The 20,956-nt window shown below is 45.3% G+C and carries 18 protein-coding genes; 13 read left to right on the forward strand and 5 right to left on the reverse strand.

Going from position 1 to position 20,956, the window contains the following annotated elements; all coding sequences use genetic code 11:
• Positions 1-102: 102 nt before the first annotated feature.
• The 4 genes from BM265_RS01355 to ilvA form a co-directional block, all read right to left on the reverse strand.
• Positions 103-1,575, reverse strand: a complete 1,473-nt coding sequence (locus BM265_RS01355; protein WP_074959693.1) for a dockerin type I repeat-containing protein — start codon at positions 1,573-1,575, stop codon at positions 103-105.
• Between the two features lie 74 nt (positions 1,576-1,649).
• Positions 1,650-2,024 (reverse strand): Rid family detoxifying hydrolase, encoded by a 375-nt coding sequence (locus BM265_RS01360; protein ID WP_013499610.1) that lies wholly within the window; start codon positions 2,022-2,024, stop codon positions 1,650-1,652.
• Positions 2,025-2,080: 56 nt separating this feature from the next.
• A complete protein-coding gene (locus tag BM265_RS01365) occupies positions 2,081-2,551 on the reverse strand; it encodes an NUDIX domain-containing protein (RefSeq protein WP_074959694.1) in 471 nt (156 codons plus the stop codon).
• Position 2,552: 1 nt separating this feature from the next.
• Positions 2,553-3,755 carry a threonine ammonia-lyase gene (ilvA, locus tag BM265_RS01370; protein WP_074959695.1) on the reverse strand — a complete coding sequence of 401 codons (1,203 nt, stop codon included), beginning with the start codon at positions 3,753-3,755 and terminating at the stop codon, positions 2,553-2,555.
• A gap of 186 nt (positions 3,756-3,941) precedes the next feature.
• Between ilvA and BM265_RS01375 the strand changes: the two genes are divergently transcribed.
• The 12 genes from BM265_RS01375 (at position 3,942) to BM265_RS01435 (ending at position 18,441) form a co-directional block, all read left to right on the forward strand.
• On the forward strand, positions 3,942-5,840 hold the full coding sequence (locus BM265_RS01375) for a leucine-rich repeat protein (protein WP_074959696.1): 1,899 nt from the start codon (positions 3,942-3,944) through the stop codon (positions 5,838-5,840).
• A 158-nt stretch (positions 5,841-5,998) separates the two neighbouring features.
• Entirely contained in the window at positions 5,999-7,027 is a 1,029-nt protein-coding gene (locus BM265_RS01380; protein WP_074959697.1) for a leucine-rich repeat protein, read from the forward strand.
• 216 nt (positions 7,028-7,243) lie between these two features.
• On the forward strand, positions 7,244-7,792 hold the full coding sequence (locus BM265_RS01385; RefSeq protein WP_074830617.1) for an NADH peroxidase: 549 nt from the start codon (positions 7,244-7,246) through the stop codon (positions 7,790-7,792).
• Positions 7,793-8,092: 300 nt separating this feature from the next.
• A complete protein-coding gene (locus BM265_RS01395; RefSeq protein ID WP_074959699.1) occupies positions 8,093-9,475 on the forward strand; it encodes a hypothetical protein in 1,383 nt (460 codons plus the stop codon).
• Positions 9,476-9,557: 82 nt separating this feature from the next.
• On the forward strand, positions 9,558-10,814 hold the full coding sequence (locus BM265_RS01400; protein WP_074959700.1) for an ABC transporter substrate-binding protein: 1,257 nt from the start codon (positions 9,558-9,560) through the stop codon (positions 10,812-10,814).
• Positions 10,815-10,980: 166 nt separating this feature from the next.
• Positions 10,981-11,583: a hypothetical protein gene (locus BM265_RS01405; RefSeq protein ID WP_074959701.1), complete on the forward strand. Its 603-nt coding sequence runs from the start codon at positions 10,981-10,983 to the stop codon at positions 11,581-11,583.
• 38 nt (positions 11,584-11,621) lie between these two features.
• The gene (locus BM265_RS01410) at positions 11,622-13,202 is read left to right on the forward strand and encodes a xylulokinase (RefSeq protein WP_074959702.1); all 1,581 of its coding nucleotides are present in this window, start codon (positions 11,622-11,624) and stop codon (positions 13,200-13,202) included.
• A gap of 51 nt (positions 13,203-13,253) precedes the next feature.
• Complete coding sequence (locus BM265_RS01415) at positions 13,254-13,604, forward strand: MmcQ/YjbR family DNA-binding protein (protein ID WP_242940745.1); 351 nt, start codon at positions 13,254-13,256, stop codon at positions 13,602-13,604.
• Positions 13,601-14,383 carry an aminoglycoside adenylyltransferase domain-containing protein gene (locus BM265_RS01420; protein WP_074959704.1) on the forward strand — a complete coding sequence of 261 codons (783 nt, stop codon included), beginning with the start codon at positions 13,601-13,603 and terminating at the stop codon, positions 14,381-14,383. The genes BM265_RS01415 and BM265_RS01420 overlap by 4 nt, the downstream gene beginning before the upstream one ends.
• A gap of 5 nt (positions 14,384-14,388) precedes the next feature.
• Positions 14,389-14,841 carry a GNAT family N-acetyltransferase gene (locus BM265_RS01425; RefSeq protein WP_074959817.1) on the forward strand — a complete coding sequence of 151 codons (453 nt, stop codon included), beginning with the start codon at positions 14,389-14,391 and terminating at the stop codon, positions 14,839-14,841.
• Positions 14,842-14,945: 104 nt separating this feature from the next.
• Positions 14,946-15,635, forward strand: coding sequence for an L-ribulose-5-phosphate 4-epimerase (araD, locus tag BM265_RS01430; protein WP_074959705.1), 690 nt, complete (start codon positions 14,946-14,948; stop codon positions 15,633-15,635).
• A gap of 763 nt (positions 15,636-16,398) precedes the next feature.
• Positions 16,399-18,441, forward strand: a complete 2,043-nt coding sequence (locus BM265_RS01435) for a zinc ribbon domain-containing protein (protein WP_074959706.1) — start codon at positions 16,399-16,401, stop codon at positions 18,439-18,441.
• A 158-nt stretch (positions 18,442-18,599) separates the two neighbouring features.
• Here BM265_RS01435 and BM265_RS01440 read toward each other — a convergent pair whose 3' ends face one another.
• Complete coding sequence (locus BM265_RS01440) at positions 18,600-19,358, reverse strand: phosphotransferase family protein (protein WP_074959707.1); 759 nt, start codon at positions 19,356-19,358, stop codon at positions 18,600-18,602.
• Positions 19,359-19,781: 423 nt separating this feature from the next.
• Here BM265_RS01440 and BM265_RS01445 point away from each other — a divergent pair, with 423 nt between their 5' ends.
• Positions 19,782-20,894, forward strand: coding sequence for a transglutaminase domain-containing protein (locus BM265_RS01445; protein WP_074959708.1), 1,113 nt, complete (start codon positions 19,782-19,784; stop codon positions 20,892-20,894).
• Positions 20,895-20,956 lie beyond the last annotated feature (62 nt).

The following is a 20,956-nucleotide window of genomic DNA, read 5'->3' on the forward strand; positions in this document are numbered from 1 at the left end:
CCCCCGTCCGAAAACGGGGGAGAAACGATTCCTACTATTAAAATTATAGCATACTTTGCGTCGAAATATGTCAATATTTATCGGAAAATTTGTTAAGCAAAATTAACTTAAAAGCCTCTTGCCCTTGATGTGTGCCGCAAGTTTGGTAAGGTCATTGACGTTTATTTTGCTGTCATTGTTGAAATCTGCGGCTGATGGGTCGGGGAGCATCTTTTTGCCCTTGATATGAGCCGCAAGCTTTATAATATCGGTAACATTTACCACACCGTCATTGTTGAGGTCGCCTTTAAGTTTGACCGACGGATCACTGTAGCCTGTCATTTCTGCTTTGTGCATTTCAAAGGTGAAAGAGATGTCAAAGCTTTCAACATCACGTACAACAGACAGTTTTATACGATCGGGGTCATCTTTGTCCGCTTCAACGATCATGCCGTCGATATCGTCGTTGCACAGTATCTTTACGTTTTGGCACTTTGCGGGAAGCTCAGCATCATAGTTGCCGTGTAGTGTACCGCCGCGGATAGAAAATTTATATCCCGGTTTCAGGTTCATGTCCATGTTCATGCGATAAGTAACGTGCCTTATCACAGAGTTTGTATTTATGCCCTGTCCTGCGGGATAGGCTGAGTCGATATATCCTGCAAAAGCTTTAAGATCATCAATGGTTTTGCCCGCATCGTTAAGATACTTGCTTAAGGTATTCAGCGGAACATTCGCACTGAAAGTGTAGTTCTCATAATTATCCTGTTTGAAGTCAAGGGGGATATCTGTCAGTATCTCACTGCCGTCATCAAGAATGAGAACGATCTTGGGATCGAAAGTGACCATCATAGCCTTTTTGTGAGCTTCGGTTGGCAGGTAGACATTTGCCCCCGAATAAGATACCCTGAAAACGAAGTCCATGCTGTCATAGTCATTTTCAAGGATAGTATCGCCGTAAGTTTCGGTAGTGCCTATGCCCTGGATAACTCTCTTCTCTGATGGTATCTTTGCGGTATCTTCTTTGTCAGCTATACAGTAAGCCTGGATAGATACATCAAGCATATGATCGCCGCTGTAATTGGTGTTTTCATCGTTTTCCACAGTCACTCTGTAATCGACACGGTCGATATCCTCATACTGATGACCTGTTCCTGAAAGCAGCTCTTCTGCTTTCTTGCGGGAAAGAGTTAGATAATATACATCATCGTAAGATGTATAGCCCTCCATAGTCTCGTGGCTGAATGGTCTGTCAAGCACGCTCTCGCTGCCATCCTTGAAAACCAAAACCGGTTGAAAGCTTATTTTGAGCTCCCTTGCTGCCGCTTCATCCTCGGTCTCTTTCCAGATATAGGGCTCTGCCTGTGAACTGTCGCCGGAGTCCCATTGCGAGTTCTGACTGTCAACATTGCTATCGGGTGCGCTTGAAGAATCGTAATCGGGTGCCGATGAACTTCCCGAATCATCGCTTATGGGGATTATCGGCAGTTCAGGATCGCTGTTGGTATCCGCCGATACTCCGACACCGGGCACTGCTGCCCATGCGAATCCAGCCGCAAGTACCACCGCAGCTGCTAATGCTGTTACCTTATTCATAGTATCTACCTCCGTTTCCTGTTATATTGTTATTTTGAGAAAGAGGATACCTTCATCGGGTATCCTCTCAGCCATTAAACTTCTGCTATTACCTCTACCTCAACGAGAACGTCCTTGGGGAGTTCCTTTACCGCTACGCAGGAACGAGCGGGCTTGGAAGTGAAATACTCGCCGTAAACGCCGTTGAATGCTGCAAAGTCGCTCATGTTCTTCAGGAAGCAAACTGTCTTTACAGCCTTGTCTATGGAAGTTCCCGCAGCTTTCAGTACCTCGCTGAGGTTCTTGCATACCTGATGTGTCTGCTCCTCGATGGTAGCTGCTTCAACATTGCCTGTTGCAGGGTTGATAGCTATCTGTCCCGAGGTGAACACCAGTCCGCCTACTACCTTTGCCTGAGAATAAGGTCCGATCGCATCGGGTGCTGTTTTGGTATAAACTGTCTCTGCCATAATTGATTACTCCTTTAAAATGGTTATTTATGATCACGGCTGCTGCCGTGTTATATCTATATAGTATAAAGCTTTTTTACCGTCTCATTTTCTCTTGATACAAAGTCTGTCTGAACAAATCCTGTTCCTTTCAGAGCGCTCCGTATCATAGACTTGGTCAGATCGGGGACATCGTCCCTTTCGGTGGCTTCATAAGCATCTATCCATACAGCCTCACTGTTCTCCTCGTTATCAGGACGAGCTTCGCCGCTTACATATCTTGCGGTGAAAACGCTGTACCAGTCCTTTTCACTGAACCTTATGCCTATGAGCTTTTCGGCCTTGACGGAAACTCCTGTTTCTTCAAGAACTTCTCTTTCGCAGGCAGCATCGGGAAGTTCGCCTTTTCGTATATAACCGCCGGGGATTATCAGCAGACCTTTGCCTGCGCCGTAGGTGTGCCTTACCAGCAGAACTTTGCCGTCCCTGATGACAACAGCCGCCGCGGATTTGCCCCAGTCGTTTTCCTTTTCGCTTTCTGTGCTCATATTACTTGTTTACTATCTTGAAGCCCTTTGCAGTAAGAGCCGCACGGATATCGCGGATATGGTTGTAATCTCTTGTTTCGAGTACAAGTCTCAGCAGGCACTCTGTGATATCGCTGTCCTCGCTGGCTCTCTCGTGGTGGATAGATACAACGTTCGCGCCGAGGTCGGCAATAGTTGCGGAAACGTCTTTCAGCTGACCGGGCTTGTCTTCCAGCTGAATGGTAAGTGTATCGGAACGACCCGATTTCAGCAGACCTCTCTTGATGACACGGGAGAGTATGGTAACATCGATGTTACCGCCCGAAACCAGACATACAACGTTCTTGCCCTTGATATCAGGTATCTTGTTGAACATTACAGCCGCAACGGAAACAGCACCCGCACCCTCAGCGATGAGCTTCTGCTTCTCGATAAGGTGCAGTATAGCCGAGCTTACCTCGTCATCGGTAACGGTAACTATGCCGTCAACGTACTGCTTGCAGTATTCAAATGTATTAGCACCGGGCTCTTTTACCTGAATACCGTCAGCGATGGTGTGAACGCTGTCAAGGCGGAGTATCTTGTCCTCAGCGATGGACTTTACCATTGAGGGCGCGCCCTCAGCCTGAACACCGTATACCTTTACGCGGGGATTCAGCTGCTTTACTGCAAAAGCCACACCCGAGATAAGTCCGCCGCCGCCAACGGGAACAACTATAACGTTGGCATTTGCCACCTGATTGAGTATCTCAAGTCCGATAGTGCCCTGACCTGCGATAACATTTTCATCATCGAATGGGTGTATGAAAGTGTAGCCGCATTCGTCGCGCTGACGTATAGCCTCGGCATAAGCGTCATCGTATACACCGGGAACAAGGCATATCTCAGCACCATATCTTCTTGTAGCCTCGACCTTAGAAATAGGCGCACCGTCAGGCAGGCAGATTATTGAGCGGATACCGTTCTTGGCAGCAGCAAGCGCAACGCCCTGAGCGTGGTTGCCCGCAGAACAAGCAATAACACCGTGAGATTTCTCTTCATCGGAAAGCTGGGATATCCTGTAATAAGCACCTCTTACCTTGAAAGAACCTGTTATCTGGAGGTTTTCCGTTTTCAGGAAAACGTTGCAGTCAGGATTTACCTGAGGAGCAGCGATACAGGCGGTAGGTCTGATGACCTCCTTTAATACATTTGATGCGTCGAACACTTTATCGAGTGTAAGCATGGTGATTGACCTCTTTTCAAATAATACTAAGTTTCGGTAAAAACCTTTAAACTATATTATATCACTAAGATATTGGATTGTCAATATTCTGTGAACACGAAAAAGGGGATATTTCGGGATTGACAAATGTTGAAAAACATAATATAATGTTTCTGAAATTTAATAATATAAAAAGGAGGAAATTTTATGAACATTAAAAAGATAATAGCAGGGCTTATGGCGCTGATGTTTGTTTTCGGAGGAACGGCACTGCCAAAGCTTCCGACAGCCTTCGATACCGCTGTAACGGCGAGTGCTTTTTATGAAACCTACGGGAACTTTAATTATATAGTAGATCATGAAAAAAACACTATCATGATAGACGGATTTAAAGATGGGTATGATGACTCGGAAACAAATATAGTAATACCCTCCGAGATAGATGGCAAGCCAGTTACTGAGATACTGGATGAAGCATTTAAGTGCCACAGTGAGATCAAAAGTGTTGTTCTGCCTGATGGACTTATTGAAATAGGAGAATTTGTATTCGAGGGCTGTACGAATCTTGAAGAGATAAACCTGCCAGAAAGTATCACCATCATAGGTGAAGATGCATTTTACGCAACAAAATGGTTAAATGATAAACTAGCCGAAGATCCGCTTGTTATCGATAGTAACATTGTAATTGACGGCTGCCATTGCAAAGGCGATATAGTTATACCCGATGGTGTCAGGGTCATAAGTTCATGTGCATTCCGTGAAAGTGGTATCACTAGTGTTAAGATACCTGACAGTGTCATAGAGATGGGTACATTCGCATTTGAGAGAAGTGCTCAGCTTGAAAGTGTGACTCTTTCCAATAGTATCACAGAACTTAAAACTGCTGTTTTTGAAGAATGTGAAAGCCTTACAAGCATCATCATTCCCGACGGTGTTACAAAAATAAAAGTTGATGCATTTAATTCGTGCAGTAAGCTTGCTGATGTGACCATACCCAAAAGTGTGACAGATATTGATCATAGTGCATTTTCAGGAACACCGTGGCTTGAAAAAAAGACTGTTGAAGATCCCTTGGTCATTATCAATAATGTCCTGCTCCAAGCAGGAACTTGTAAGGGAGATGTTGTGATACCCGATGGTGTTACAGTGATAGAAGATTATGCATTTCACCGCAATAAGGACATCACAAGCGTAACGATACCCGCGAGTGTTACCGAAATCGAATCACGAGCATTTGAAGATTGCAGTGAACTTGCAAAAGTTAGTATGGCAGAAGGTATGTTAAGCATAGGTTTTATGGCATTTTACGATTGTACTGCCCTTACCGATGTCAATATTCCCGAAAGTGTTCAATACGTTGGTTATTTTGCGTTTGGAAACACAAAATGGCTGGCAGACAAGCGGGCTGAAGATCCGCTGGTCATAATTAATAATAAGGTGTTTGATGCCGTTGTCTGTGAGGGCGATGTTGTTATACCAGAAGGGGTAACAGGTAATTATGAAATGGCATTACAAGACTGTTTATATATCACCTCCGTGACTATCCCGCGAAGCTTCACTTCCATAGATGACTACACATTTTCAGGCAATTACAAACTCAAAAGTGTGAATATCCCGGACACTTTGACAAGTATTGGATATAGTGCATTTGCTTTTTGTCAATCACTTGAAGAAGTTACCATACCCGAAAATGTTTCAAGCATAGGTGCTGCCGCTTTTTATAATTGCACAAGCCTGACAAGCGTAACAATTCCCGCAAGCGTGACTGAAATCGGGAACTCGGCATTCGGGTATAAAGACGGCGAAAAAATTGACGGCTTTACCATATCAGGCTATACAGGCACAGCAGCCGAAAAGTACGCAAAGGACAACGGCTTTGAATTCATCTCGCTGGGCGAAGTACCTCCCGCAAAAGACACCGTCAAAGGCGATCTCAACGGTGATGGTGTTGTCAATGTCACCGACCTTACAAAGCTTGCTGCGCATATCAAGGGCAAGAGAATGCTTCCCGATCCCTCATTAGCAGATTTTAACGGCGATGGTAATATCAATATCAACGACCTTGTAAAGCTTGCCGCGCATATCAAGGGCAAAAAACTGCTGTAATGCGTTTCTTTAGGCAAGATGATATCTCCCTCAACGCGGGGGAGATATTAGATGTATAATATAGTTAATATAATGCGTATTGTTCATTATTGTAAAATATATAAACAAATACAACATATTTAGTTTGTGTAGTATACGAATTTGAAGGAGGTAAATTTATGAAAAGCAAAAAAATATTGGCAGGACTTATGGCGCTGACTTTCGTGCTTGGCGGCGCGGCAATGCCTGCAAACACCATTGTTGATACAGTCCTGACGGCAAGCGCCGAAGAAACATTTGGTGATTATACTTATAAGCTGCTTGATGACGGAACGGTTGAGATAACAAATTATAACGGAAATGACGAAAATGTGGTCACACCCGCAAATATAGATGGTATTCCTGTTACAAGTATAGGCGAGCTTTCCTTTAAGGAGTGTACAAACCTGAAAAGCGTAAAGATATCCGAGGGTGTTACAAATATCGGGCGTTATGCTTTTGCTAACTGTACTTATCTGAAAGATGTAACGTTACCGGATTCGCTTGAGCGTATAGGGATCGATCCGTTTGTGAATACGGAAATTGAATCAGAACAAAACAATAACGGTGATTATATGATCATTGACGGCTGGGTGATCATTACGTTGTTTGACATAGAAAATGAATCTCTCACCATACCTGACGGTGTTGTAGGCATTGCTGACATGACAATGATGCATGGAGAGATACACCTGCCCGATTCTCTTAAATATGTCGGAAAGGGAGCTTTTTCAGATGCATTATCAACTGAACACAGAGTTTATGATACGCTGGAGATACCTGAAAATGTGATCAAAATATACGACGTTGGATTCATGTACAGGGCAAAGAGCCTTGTATTGCATGAGGGCTTGGAATATATAGGGAAAGGTGCTTTCCTGTACATAACAGCAAAGGAAATAACGGTACCAAGTTCTGTGACATATATCGGTGAATCAGCACTGGGATACAATGGTAAAGGCGAAAAAATCGACGGCTTTACTATATCAGGCTATACAGGCACAGCAGCCGAAAAGTACGCAAAGGACAACGGCTTTGAATTCATCTCGCTGGGCGAAGTACCTCCCGCAAAAGACACCGTCAAAGGCGATCTCAACGGTGATGGTGTTGTCAATGTCACCGACCTTACAAAGCTTGCTGCGCATATCAAGGGCAAAAAACTGCTGTAATGCGTTTCTTTCGGCAGATTTCTGCATGATGATAATATCTCCCTCAACGCGGGGGAGATATTTTATGTTGTTAAAATATACAAAATCGGTATAAATTAATCTCTGTAATTTTATGGGAGTTAGTCTTGACAAAATGCACTTAATATGCAATAATAAATTAAAGACTATTGTCTGACGTTAACAATTGAAACGAATATAAAAAGGAGGAATACCCCAATGAAAAAGTTTGTTTGCACTATTTGCGGTTATATCTACGAAGGTGACGCTGCTCCCGAGAAATGTCCTCAGTGTAATGCTCCCGCTTCAAAGTTCGATGAGCTGAAGGAAGCTGCTGAGCTGGTATGGGCTGATGAGCACAGAGTAGGCGTGGCTCAGGGTCTTGACCCCGAGATAGTTGCCGGTCTTAAAGAGAATTTCAACGGCGAATGTTCTGAGGTAGGTATGTATCTTGCAATGGCAAGAGTAGCTTACAGAGAGGGCTATCCCGAGGTTGGTCTTTACTATGAGAAGGCTGCATGGGAAGAGGCTGAGCACGCTGCTAAGTTTGCAGAGCTGCTGGGCGAAGTTGTAACACCTTCCACCAAGAAGAACCTTGAAATGAGATATATGGCTGAAAACGGTGCCTGCGAGGGCAAGATGAAGCTGGCTAAGAAGGCTAAGGAGCTTGGCTATGATGCTGTCCACGACACAGTTCATGAAATGGCTAAGGACGAAGCTAGACACGGCTGTGGCTTCAAGGGTCTGTACGACAGATACTTCAAGTAAGATATCTGTGCAGACATAACAGCTTGATATTTCGCTGTACATCGGCGGAAATTGTGAATATGTATTTTATTATGATGCCCGAATGTAATTGTTCGGGCATTTTTTTGTCTGTATATACTAATTTTCATAAAAAACTGTGTATTTATGCAATAATTTACAAATTAATAATTGAATTTTTGCGGCGGTATGCTATAATGTATCTGTATACAAAAAAATTGATAGGCCATATAAAAAATGTAATGGTTAAGAAAACTTTGCATTTTGGGATAATGACCGTTATTGAAGATAGAGGTACGGATTTTGGAAAAAGATGGTAAGAAAAAGCTGAAGCACTCTGTGCGCACGATGATGATAATAATGCTTATCGTCATGGCGGCAGTAGGGGCAGCATGCCTTAGTTATGCAAGCTATGCGCATTATGATAAACAGCTTGAATACGAAGCCGAGCTGCTCAGGAATTCTGCTGAACAGTCAGCGGCTGTGCTGGATATGCATATGAAAAAGCTGGAGGATGCCAGTGTTATCGTGCTTGCCGATGAAGGGCTCATGAGCTTCGATGCGGCCAATTTCTCCACGGGAACAGAGTATGATAATTCACAAAGGCTGGCTGAACTTAAAAAGAACGTGAACGCTCTCAGTATAATCGATAACTACTGCGACTTTGCGCTGATATACCGCAACGATGCAGCCGCGGGAATACTTTCGGACGGCACGAGAGAGCTTATGTGCGATAACGAGAACAAGGTATATCCGTTCCTGAAAAGGCTGCTGGGCGAAAACCGCAGGATCTGGGTCGCAGGAGTGAACGATGACCAGGGAAAGGTGTACTACATAAGTCAGGCGAATGACAATGTGCTGTTCCTGGGAAGTTTTTATACCGAAGAGCTCAGATACCTTATCACAAGCGCAGAACGTATAAAGGATTCACAGCTGCTGCTAATGGACGGCGACAAGAAAGTCATCACCATAAGCAATACCAAAAAGGAATTCGATATAGACCAGACCAGCAGCGACAGCTGTGTTGTTATCTCGGATACAACTATACAGACTGAAAAAACGCTGAGAAACGGCTGGACCATCGTGCTGATGAAAGATATGTCGGGTGCATACGAGTTTTATAAAAAGCTGGAGCTTGAAACGGCAATTGCTCTTATGCTGGTTCTGATACTCATGCTGACTCTGCTTGTTATAAACGTCAAGAATGAGCCTGCCTTCGCTTCTGTGGCTTCTATGACACCGGAGGTGGATATGCTGACGGGTATCATAAATGCCGAAGAAGCCGAAAACATCATAGCGGATAAGCTGGAGACCTGTGTTTCGGGGGCAACGATGATGCTGGCGATAGCAAGGATAACGAATCTCGACAAGATCCGTGCAGCTTACGGTGCATCGGGATACAACGGTGCTATAATCAAGTCTTACCGCGGTCTTGCAGAGTTTTTGAAGACTGATTCGCCCGAATCCAAGAATATCCTCGGACGTACAGGTGAGGGTGAGTTCCTGATAATGGCTGACTATACGCAGTACGACCTTTTCAAGGCGAATGATGCTCTCAAACAGGGGCTTATCGACATGAGCGAAGCGCTGAATTCAGTGTACCTTGCGCATGAGGATGATATCCATATCTGCGTGGGCGCATCCATCTATCCCACAACAGTATGGATTATGATGAGCTTTATCTGATGGCTGAAAAGGCGCTTCAGGAAGCAATAGACGATGACGAGAAAAGCTACGCTATATATAAAAAGGAAAAGAGCACACACAAATGATGGAGCATATTATTAAAAGATCTGCAGCGGTACTGACTGCGGCTGTCATGCTGGTGCTTTGCGGCTGTCACGAAAGGACGCTGAAAGAGGAAGACGAACCTGTCGAGATAAGTTTCTCCTGGTGGGGTACCGACGACAGGAACGAAAGAACGCTGAATGGTCTGCATATTTTTACCGAGCAGAGCGGCATAAATGTACGCCCGAAGTATTCGGAATTCTCGGGATTCAAATCCCAGATGGACGTTCAGATGTATTCGGGCACTCAGTCTGACGTTATGCAGCTGAACTATGACTGGCTGTATGAGTATACCAGGGACGGCAACGAGTTCTATGTGCTGTCCGATCTTGAGGATATAGACTTCTCTACATACCCCGAGGGTTCCCTCAGCTGCGGTATGATGAACGGAAAGCTTGAAGCTGTGCCCTATGGTTTCAACGCAGTCACATTCATATACAATAAGACCCTTTTTGAAAGCTACGGTCTGGAGATCCCTCAAAACTGGGACGACCTGTTCGCGGCTGCTGCGGTCATGCGCAGGGACAATATCTATCCTATATCGCTGACAGAGAAATTCTACTGGATGACAGCCTGCGCGTATATGGAGCAGACTACTGGTCACAAGCCTTTTGATGAGGATGGAAGACCCGCACTCACACAGGAAGATCTGGCTGTTATGCTGAGATTCAGCACCAGGATAGTTGACGAAAAGGTTTCAAAGCTTGGCAGTGAATATGACAGGCGCGATTTCGCCATGATGAAGAACGCTGGTACCGTATCATGGGCTTCCGATCCCGGATACTTTGAGGACGCTATAAACGATATGAAAATGGAACTGGCAATAGGTCCATTCCTGACAACGGACAGTTATCTCAGCTACGGCTGGTATGAAAAGCCCACAGGTCTGTATGCCATAAGGCAGGATACTGCAAATCCCGAAGAAGCAGGAAAGCTTGTCAACTATCTGATAAACAGCTCGGATATGGCTATCTCCCTTGAAATGACAAAGGGTACTCCCATAAGCAGTGCAGCCGCTGAAGCGCTTGAAGCCAGAGGTCTGCTTAAAGGCGTTGAGTACGAGGCTAACCGTCAGATGATGAGCGATGCCATGATACAGCCCATGTGTCCCACCATGGAAAACACCGATCTGATAGATATTTATATGACTGCTGTTTACAATATCCACTACAAGAACGCGAATCTTGAAAGAGAAGCCAAGCTTGCTATGGACAAGATAGACAGGCTTGGATTATGACAATATGATAATGATAAACAGCGGACGGTCACAGTGTGGCTGTCCGCTGTTTTTGCTATCGTAAGAAATACCACAATTTATGAAAAATAATCAACAATCATATGACTTGTAATCATCAATTTGATGTGGTATAATGAGTTGTAAGTACAATTTGGAGGTGCGTGATATGGAGGATCTCCACGAATGCTGGATGACTATGCCTGATGAGGACTTGTCTGACATATACCGCAAAAGGCTGAGGGAACAAAAGAGATTGGCACGTATGACCTTTATCCCGCTGCTGCCTGCGCTGGTGATATATGGATTTATCGGCTGGACGAGCTTTCTGGTATATGAAGCTTCGGGTTTTGTCAAGGGCGCCATGAGCTTTACTGTGGGCAGGGCATTTTACTATATCGGCTTTGCGGTCAGCGGCGCGATGATAAGCACTGTGAGCATCAGGCGGCGCTGGCTCATTTTTTTACCGACGGCATTGATGGTCCCTTTCGTGATTTTTCTGTTTAATGAATTATCGGCGGAGATATTGCTGATGCTTGCATATCTGCTGTTTGTGTATTTCAGACTTGGTACTGTGCTGTCTGACCTTGACTTGCTGAGAAGTTTGCCCAGGTTTCCCTTTGATAAGCACAGCGCCGACCGTGATCTGCGGATAATGAATTCAAAGGACGCGGAAAGATACATTGATCTGGCATCGGGAAAAGCCGTAGCTACGGGATATGAAAGCATATTCACCGATAAAGCCGAACTTCCGAAAAAATCAGGACATTAATTGAAACGTAAAAAATCATATCATAAAGGAGAATAGACATGACAACTAAAGACATCATTGAGCAGGGCAAGGCATATCTGGGCATTGAATTCGGCTCGACACGTATAAAAGCCTGCCTGGTGGACGAAAATCTCGTGCCCGTAGCAGGTGGCTCCCACAGCTGGGAAAATAAGCTTGAAAACGGCGTGTGGACATATTCAAGAGAGGATATCATCAATGGCTTGCAGGACTGCTATGCAGACCTCAGAAAAGATGTTGCAGACAAATTCGGCGTTGAACTGACAACTTTCAGCGGAATGGGTATCTCTGCCATGATGCACGGATATCTTGCCTTTGACAAGAATGACGAGCTTCTTTTGCCTTTCAGAACATGGAGAAACACCATCACAGGCGAAGCTGCCGCAGAGCTCACACAGCTTTTCGGCTTTAATATCCCCGAAAGATGGAGCATTGCACATCTCTATCAGGCTATACTGAACGGCGAGCCTCACGTTAAGGATATCGCCCATATAAATACACTGGCAGGCTTTGTACACTTCCTGCTGACAGGCGAAAGAGAGCTTGGTATAGGCGATGCATCGGGTATGTTCCCCGTGCGTGACGGCGGTTATGACAAGGATATGCTGGCTAAATTCCGCGCCCTTGACAAGGTAAAGGCTTTCGGCTGGGATATCGCTGATATCCTCCCCGCTGTACATTCTGCGGCTGAGGGCAGCACAGCTAAACTCACCGAAGCAGGTGCAAAGCTCCTTGACCCATCAGGCAGCCTGAAAGCAGGCGTGCCTTTCTGTCCTCCCGAGGGCGATGCAGGCACAGGCATGGCAGCAACAAATGCAGTCCGCGAGGGCACAGGAAACGTTTCCGCAGGTACTTCCATATTCTCAATGATAGTGCTTGAAAAGCCCATGAAAGGTCACTATCCCCAGATAGACGTTGTCACTACCCCCGACGGCGCAGACGTTGCCATGGTACACTGCAATAACTGCTGCGGCGAACTGGATAAGTGGGTGAATATGTTTATAGAATTCTCCAAGCTGGCAGGCAATCCGGTTGATGTTTCCACAGCTTACGAAGTGCTCTATAAGAACGCACTTAACGGCGCTCCCGACTGCGGAGGCGTGGTTTCATATAATACTATTTCCGGTGAGCCTGTTGTGGGTCTTGCAAATGGCAAGCCCGCATACTACCGTCAGCCCGACAGTGCTATGTCAATGGCTGATTTCTTCCGCGCAGAGCTCTATGGCGCTATGGCGGCGCTGAAAGCAGGCAACGATATCCTCTTTGAAAAAGAGGGTGTTCAGCCCAAGAGCATCACAGGTCACGGCGGACTTTTCAAGGTCAAGGGCGTGGCTCAGCAGATGCTTGCAGATGCCCTTAACAGCGATGTAAGCGTAATGTCCACCGCAGGCGAGGGCGGCGCATGGGGCATGGCTCTGCTGGCGGCTTTCGGTATCGAAAAGCAGGGCGAAACTCTGGCTGACTGGCTTGAAAAGCGTGCTTTTGCAGGCATGGAGAAGTCTACACTTTCACCCGATGCCGCAGGCAACGCAGGCTGGAAGAAGTATATGGAAAACTACTCCGCAGGTCTGGCAGGCGCTAAGGCTTTCGGCGAGATATAAATATTTAAAGGCTCAGACGAAATGAGCAGGCGAGAAACTATCATATCGTTCATGAAAAAGGAATACAGCGTGTTACCCGAATACCTCTTCGAGGGGGATTTCGACACTGCTGTCTTCCGCCATAACGATACCAAAAAGTGGTTCGGCATAATCATGAAAGTCAAGCGCAGTACCCTTGGCATCGAGGGCGATGGCACAGCCGATGTTATGAACGTAAAGTGCGACCCTCTGCTGGTGGATATACTGGTACAGCGGGAGAGCTTTCTTCGGGCGTACCACATGAACAAGCGGCTGTGGGTGAGCATACTAATCGACAGCGATATCGAGGACGGCGAGATATTCGGGCTGATCGAGCAGAGCTTTCAGCTGACGGATAAAAAGCCGAAAAAGAAAAAGCAATGAGTAAAGATACATACAGTTCCCTGACGGATGTTTTCGTCAGGGAAAGCATTGAAATACTGGGCGATGACCTTGTTGGGATATATCTCCACGGCTCTGCGGTGATGGGGTGTTTCAATCCCGAAAAAAGCGATATCGACCTTATAGTGGTTGTCAGTGATACAATAACCGATGATATAAAACGGCGATTCATGAAAATGGTTGTTGCCCTGAATGAAAAAGCCCCTGCCAAGGGTATCGAGATGAGCGTAGTAAAAGCAGGTGTGTGCAGACCTTTCGTCTATCCCACGCCCTTTGAACTGCATTTTTCTTTGGGTACTCTGGGCTGGTACAAATCTGACCCCGAGGGCTATATCCAAAACATGAAAGGCGAGGATAAAGATCTTGCGGCACATTTCACTATAATCACCCGCCGCGGCAAGACACTCTGCGGCAAACCAATAGAGGAAGTTTTTGGCGAGGTCGACAGGGCGCACTATCTCGACAGCATCTGGTGTGATATCGAAAATGCCGAGGCTGACATATGTGATGACCCCATGTATATTGTACTGAACCTCACAAGGGTGTTGGCATATTGCCGTGATGGGCTGATACTCTCTAAAAAAGAGGGCGGAGAATGGGGAATGGAGAATATCCACAAAAAATATTGCGGGCTGATATGTTCAGCCCTTGAAGAATATTCATCTGCCAAAGCAGGTGAATATGACAGCGCTTTAGCAAAAGAGTATGCAGGATATATGCTCGGCGAAATAACCCCGTATCTTCGGGCGGAAGAAAGGTGAACGACATGGAGATAACCTACAGAAAACTTGAAGAAAAAGACCTTGACACATTTATCACCATGCGCATAATACAGCTTCGCGAGGAGGGTGCAACTGAGGATATCGACCTGCGCCCCAACCTTGCCGACTACTACAAAAGGCATATGGCAGACGGCACTTTCGTTTCGTGGCTGGCGCTGGATGGCGATAAGATAATCGGCACAAGCGGAATGTCTATAGTTGAGAAACCGCCCTATTTCAGCTGTCCTTCGGGCAAACTGGGACTGCTTTCCAGTATGTTCACCGACCCCGATCAACGCAGGCAGGGCATAGCGAAAAAACTGCTGTCACTGGTAGTGGAAGAAGCAAGAAAAGCAGGCTGTGGTGCGGTTCACATTACCGCATCTGATATGGGCGTGCTGTTGTATACCGATTTCGGATTCAAAAAGAACGGCAATTTTATGTGCTATAATTTTTAATATGGTTATCCCGCTGACACATCGGACTTATAGTAAACGACATTTTAAGTGGTGTGGTAAAGGGATAATCAGAATTTTTAATAGTATAACAGGAGGAAAAAATAATGTTAGAAGAACTTAAACAGAAGGTGCTGGAAGCAAATCTGCTTCTGCCCAAGTACGGACTTGTAAAATTCACCTGGGGCAACGTTTCCGAGATAGACCGTGCCAGCGGACTCGTAGTTATAAAGCCCTCGGGTGTTGAATATGATGGAATGAAAGCGGAAGATATGGTTGTTGTTGACCTTGAGGGAAATGTTGTTGAGGGTCATTACAAGCCATCCAGCGATACACCCACACATCTGGAACTTTACAAGGCATTTTCCGAGGTAGGCGGAATAGTACATACCCACTCGAAGTGGGCGGCAAGCTTTGCACAGGCAGGAAAGGGCGTTATCCCTTACGGCACCACACAGGGTGACTATTTCTACGGCGAGATACCCTGCACAAGAAAGATGACCCCCGAGGAGATAGCAGGGGAGTATGAAAAAGAAACAGGCACAGTCATCATCGAGCGTTTCAAGAGTATCGACCCCATGAGCATACCCGCAGTGCTTGTACACAGCCACGGACCTTTCACATGGGGTAAGGACGCATTTGATGCGGTACACAATTCAGTTGTACTTGAAGAAGCAGCCTTCATGAATTTCCATACAGTTATGCTGAATCCCGGTATAGCTCCGATACAGCAGGAACTTCTTGATAAGCACTATCTGCGCAAGCACGGAAAGAACGCATACTACGGACAGGGTTAATTCACAATTCATAATTGTTGGCAGAGCCCTCAATCACCAAGGCGCAAAACCAAAATGCACAGCGAACAATAAGAGAACAGCATACTATCGACCAATAGGCGCGGCAATAACCCAAATACGAGCGTGGACAAAACAACTGTCCGCGCTCAAACTATCGGCGTAAAAATATTGCCGCGCCTGAAATCAACGGCGATAGCCACAGCCGACGCAGTCGCTGTTAGTTGATTTCTCGACCCGTCAGGGGCGACAGATGTCCCCACACAAACCATAGGAACGAGGGGCGACCCTGTCCTCCGCAGTACGATCATAAAAACACAAATGTTCCACACGGAACGTTTGTTTGAAGACAAAAAGCGTATACGATCGTATGCGACCGCATAAAATCGTATACCATGGAATACGACCGTATATGATCGTATCCCAACATAAGTGCTGACACTATCTGCCGTAATATGTATACATGAGTATGTTCCATACGACACATTTGTGCAAAATAAAGAAACGTATACAAAGACATACGACCGCATACCACCGTATGCAGTGGTATGATACCGCAGGCAAAAAGACCCCGCAGACATATATTTACAAATAGTGTAAAATACTCAAAGATATTTGTAATCTAAGTGGGTATTTGTGATAAGTCGAAAAATGTCAAAGTCGGTCTTGACAAAAGGTTATTAATGATTTATACTTATCATGTACATTTATGTTCAAATTTTTTAATTTGTAACAAGTATATCATGAAGAGCAGGAGGATAAAGCTATGAAATTTTGTGCCAAATGCGGTGCACAGATGGAAGACGGAATGAAGTTCTGCGGCGTTTGCGGAGCAGTAGTTTCCGATGGTACCGCAACACAGTCTGCACCTGACCAGCAGTACGGTCAGACACAGCAGTACAATCCGCAGGCAGCAGCTGCTGCACCCAAGCAGCCCAACCCGACTATCCAGAAAATCGTGGGTAAGGTGAAAAAGAACCCCTTGATCGCCGTGATCCCTTTAGTTGCGATAGCGGCAATTATCGCACTGATATGCATCATTGCAAGTGTGACAAAGTATCAGAAAATCGATGCAAAGGAACTGTTCAAGTTCGATTTTGAGGGTCTGAACGAGCATGGTACCGTAGTAGGTGAGCTCAATGCATATCCTGATTATGTGTATGATGAATATGATAAGTTACTTTTGCTGAGCAAGGATATGAAGCATCTCACCGGTGTGACCGGTTCAGATGCGGAAGAGCTTACAGAATTGTTAGGCGATGAGAAGGTATCCCCTTATTTTTCTCTCAATGCAGAAGAACTGAAGAAAGCATGGAACAAGGCAAAGGATCCCCAGGATCTGGTTACAATGAGAAAGGCTCTGCTGAAGACAAACTCCAAGGGCAATTACATTCTCAAAGCCAAGTTCGATAAGGAGAAAGATCTGAAGAACGGCGACAAGATCAAGGTAACGATCGATTATAATGCTGAGGAGCTGAAGAATGCAAAGATCAAGCTCACAAACACTGAGTTTGAGATCGAGGTAAAGGATCTTGAAGATGGCGTTGAGTTTGATCCTTTCGACAGCAAGTATGTCAATGTTGAGTTCTCCGGTATCGACGGTGACGGCAGAGTGAAGATCGATACAACTTCCGAGTCTATCGAAGGTATGTCTATATACTATAGCGCTGATCGTTCCAACGGTCTGAAGAACGGCGATAAGGTAAAGGTAACCTGTGAGATCTATTCCGGCAGATCTGAGAAGTCGGGCGATGCTATTGTATATGAGGCTAACGGCAAGTACTACGTTGTAAAGAGCCAGGATGCACTTACCAAGGAATATGAGGTATCAGGTCTTACCGAGCTGAAGGAGATCGATCCGTTCGAGAACATCAAGTTCGAGTACAGAGGCGGCGCTCCTTTCCTGACCATATACGATGTTGATAATGACGATATGGGTGAGCTGATAATAGACAATGTAGACTTCAATATCGATAACGGCTCCAACCTGAAGGTCGGTGACAAGTTCAAGGTCAAGGCTTATGCTTACAGCAGTCTCAAGGACGATGGCTACAAGCTCAAGGGTGAAGTTGATTCTGACGGTTATTATGTAAAGGAATTCACAGTTGACGATACAATGCCTGCATATGTAACAGCAGCTAATGGTTCTGAAGCTTATGCAAGTGCTGATCTCAAGGATCTGATCGCTGACGAGGAAAGTGAAGTCAGGGAGCATCTTCAGGATGCAAGATCTTCCTGGCTGTCCAATGCAACTAACGTTAAGTTCGAGGGTACTGTTGAGAAGGTTGACAGCCTGACACTGAAAGACGTTTATGTTGCTTTCTCCAACAAGAACAATTACAGCAATATCAGCGGCTATGTAAACAGAGTATACGGTGTATACGAAGTAAAGGTTAAAACAGATGATGAAGAGAAGCCTTCTGCAACATTCTTTGTTGCTATCTATATCAATGACGTTCTCTACGCTGACGGCAAGTATTACAAGAATGAAAGCTATAGCAGCACCGGATATAACTACTATGGTACTATGGCAGACTTCAACAAGCAGGTTGGCGACAAGGAAGGCTACACACTCACCAAGAGCGGCGCTGACTCCGGCGCAGTAGAGAAGCCTGATGATTCCAAGCCCGAGGAGACCACGACCACTACTACTGCAAAGCCTGAGAAGGACAAGGACGACAGCAAGGAAGAAAAGGCTGACGATTCCAAGGCTGAGGAGAAGAAGGACGAGGAAAAGGACAAGGAAGACAAGAAGGAAACTGAGAAGGCAGACGAAAAGCCTGCTGAAGAAGAGGAAAAGGCTTCCTGATCTGAATAATTACAGCCCCTTGGTGCTTATGGCACTGAGGGGCTTTTGCTTTACAAGGACAGTGGGTTATCTTGGTGGGCAAAAAGAAAGAGCGTGGACTTTTGTTGTCCACGCTCGGATTTTTTTATTGATGAGTTTGGATTTGTTTAGCCGAGGACTCAGGAATAATCTACAACGTCTATCCAGCGCATGAGAAGATCCTTTTCTTCCTCTCTGCCCTTGATAAGCTGTGCAGCAGCTACTATCGGGAGCCATGCCTGTACATACTGCTTGGATGTGCCGCTCTTCAGACAATATTTGTCGAGGTATGAATCTGCCAGATCGGGATTGTTAAGGCAGAACAGCAGATAAGTTCTTGCTACGTCAGCTGAAGCATTACCCTGTCTTGCTGCCGACCAGTTGATGACATAGGTGCCCTCATCGTTGATGATAACATTCTTGGGGGCAAAATTGCCGTGGCAGAGCTTTATGTGCTTGGGCATGGAATCCAGTCTTGTAAGAAGCTCGTACTTCTTTATCTCGTCGATAGCTGCCAGTGACTTGATCTGACGCGCCATCTTGTCCTTAAGCTTGGAAAGCAGGGGCATATACTGTGCGTGTATCTCACACTGGATATCGATGAACTGGCTGAGGTAAGTGTCCATCTTGTCGGGATTTTCGTCCATAAGCTGCTGGAGGGTCTTGCCCTTGATAAAATCAAAGGAAATAGCCCATTTGCCGTCTATCACAGATACCTCATGGAGTATGGGGGTCTTGATGAAGGAGTTTACCATTGTGGTCTCACATCTTGCGTGAGTAAGTGCAGCATAAAGGCACTTCTCCTTATATTCAGGCTTATTGTAAATATTTATGGACTTTCCGTCACATTCGTAGATGTCATAGATGTCGCCGTGAGCGATGAAATTTTTCAGTTCCATAGAAACTCTCCTTTTCAAAAAAGTATCGCCGTACTGTCGGGGTATCGGTGAGTACTTAAACAATTAGCTGTCTTTGTACTGTTTATATTATACTACGATTTGATTAGAATTTCAAGAGGTTTTCGTTATTATCACAAACATTTAGAATTTGTTAATAATTACAATGTCATATATTCATAAGCGAGCGCCTTATATGGCGAGTTTCTATAAAAGGGCTCATGCGACGTTGTGTATATTATCCATATAGTTATAGATATGCTCCATGTACAAAAATAAAAGGTTTGTTTGTTAACAGATGTGTATGACGAAAAACAGATCAGCAAGATCGGTTTTGATCATCGCAAAAAGTAGTTATTCGGAGCGTTGACAAATTTACTTCTGCATGATACAATATAAGAACGATACCTTTAAGGGGGCAGCAAAATGAAGAAAGCACTTTTCCCGATGCTTGCGGCGGCACTTATGCTCAGCGGGTGCGGGTTTAGCGATATTAAAGAAGCTATCAGCGAGAAAGTAGACGAAAAGATAGAAGCTCACTCCATAGAAAAAAGCTCGTATACTCAGGAACAGGTCAATGAAAAGATCTATAAAGAACTGGCTGAGTGCAAGCGCAAGATAGTATTTGACGGTGTAGTAAGCACTGAGATGGTTCAGAATGCGGTCTACGGCGCTAGGTATGACCGTCCCGATGTTTTCTGGACAGGCGGTTTCACGGTAAGCACGGATTATTCCACGACTACCCTTGAATGTGACAGCATTCACGATCTTGATGAAAAGACCCTGGCTGAAATGAAAGCGGATATGGACAGATCGCTTGATAAGGTCGTAAAGGAAGCGAGCGAGGGCGCTGCTGATTTCGACAAGCTGCTACTGCTTCATGACAAGCTTATTGAGATATGTGATTATGATTACGATGCGGCGAAAGCCACGGATTCGGAAAATATCGGATTTGCAGGGTCTTCTTATGGCTGTCTGGTTGAACACAAAGCGGTATGCGAGGGCTATGCCCAGGCATTTTCTCTGGCGGCGCAGAAGATGGGCTTTGAGTGCGGTATGGTCTGCGGAATGGCCAGAAATGAGAAGCACGCATGGAACTATGTCAAGATAGACGGCGAATACTACTGGTTAGATGTGACCTGGGATGAGAATGCGACGGAGAGTGAATTTGCTTATGTTCCCATGCACAAGTATTTCATGCTTGACGACAGCCGATTAATGAAAGACCGGACAGTTGAGGAAGATGTACCTTTTGTGCCTGTGTGCAGTTCGATGGATGAAAATTACTATGTAAAGAGCGGGCTGTACCTTGAAAGCTACAGTTTCGATCAGGTAAATTCGCTGTTGAACGAACACTATGAGGATGGCGGTCTGGATATAATGTTTGCGAATATGGACAGCTATGACGAAGCTGTTGAAGACCTTATGAAAAATGGCAGTATCTGGAATACAGATGTAATGAAGAACAACGTTGACAAGAAACCGGGCTATTTCCCGGATGAAGACAAGTTCGGCATACTGACTATAAGCATAGAATAAGCGTAAAACGGCGGTAATTCGGCTATTGACAAATCCGACCGCGATGTGATATAATACAATAA

The sequence above is a fragment of the Hominimerdicola alba genome (assembly GCF_900112155.1).
Classification (GTDB): domain Bacteria; phylum Bacillota; class Clostridia; order Oscillospirales; family Ruminococcaceae; genus Hominimerdicola; species Hominimerdicola alba_D.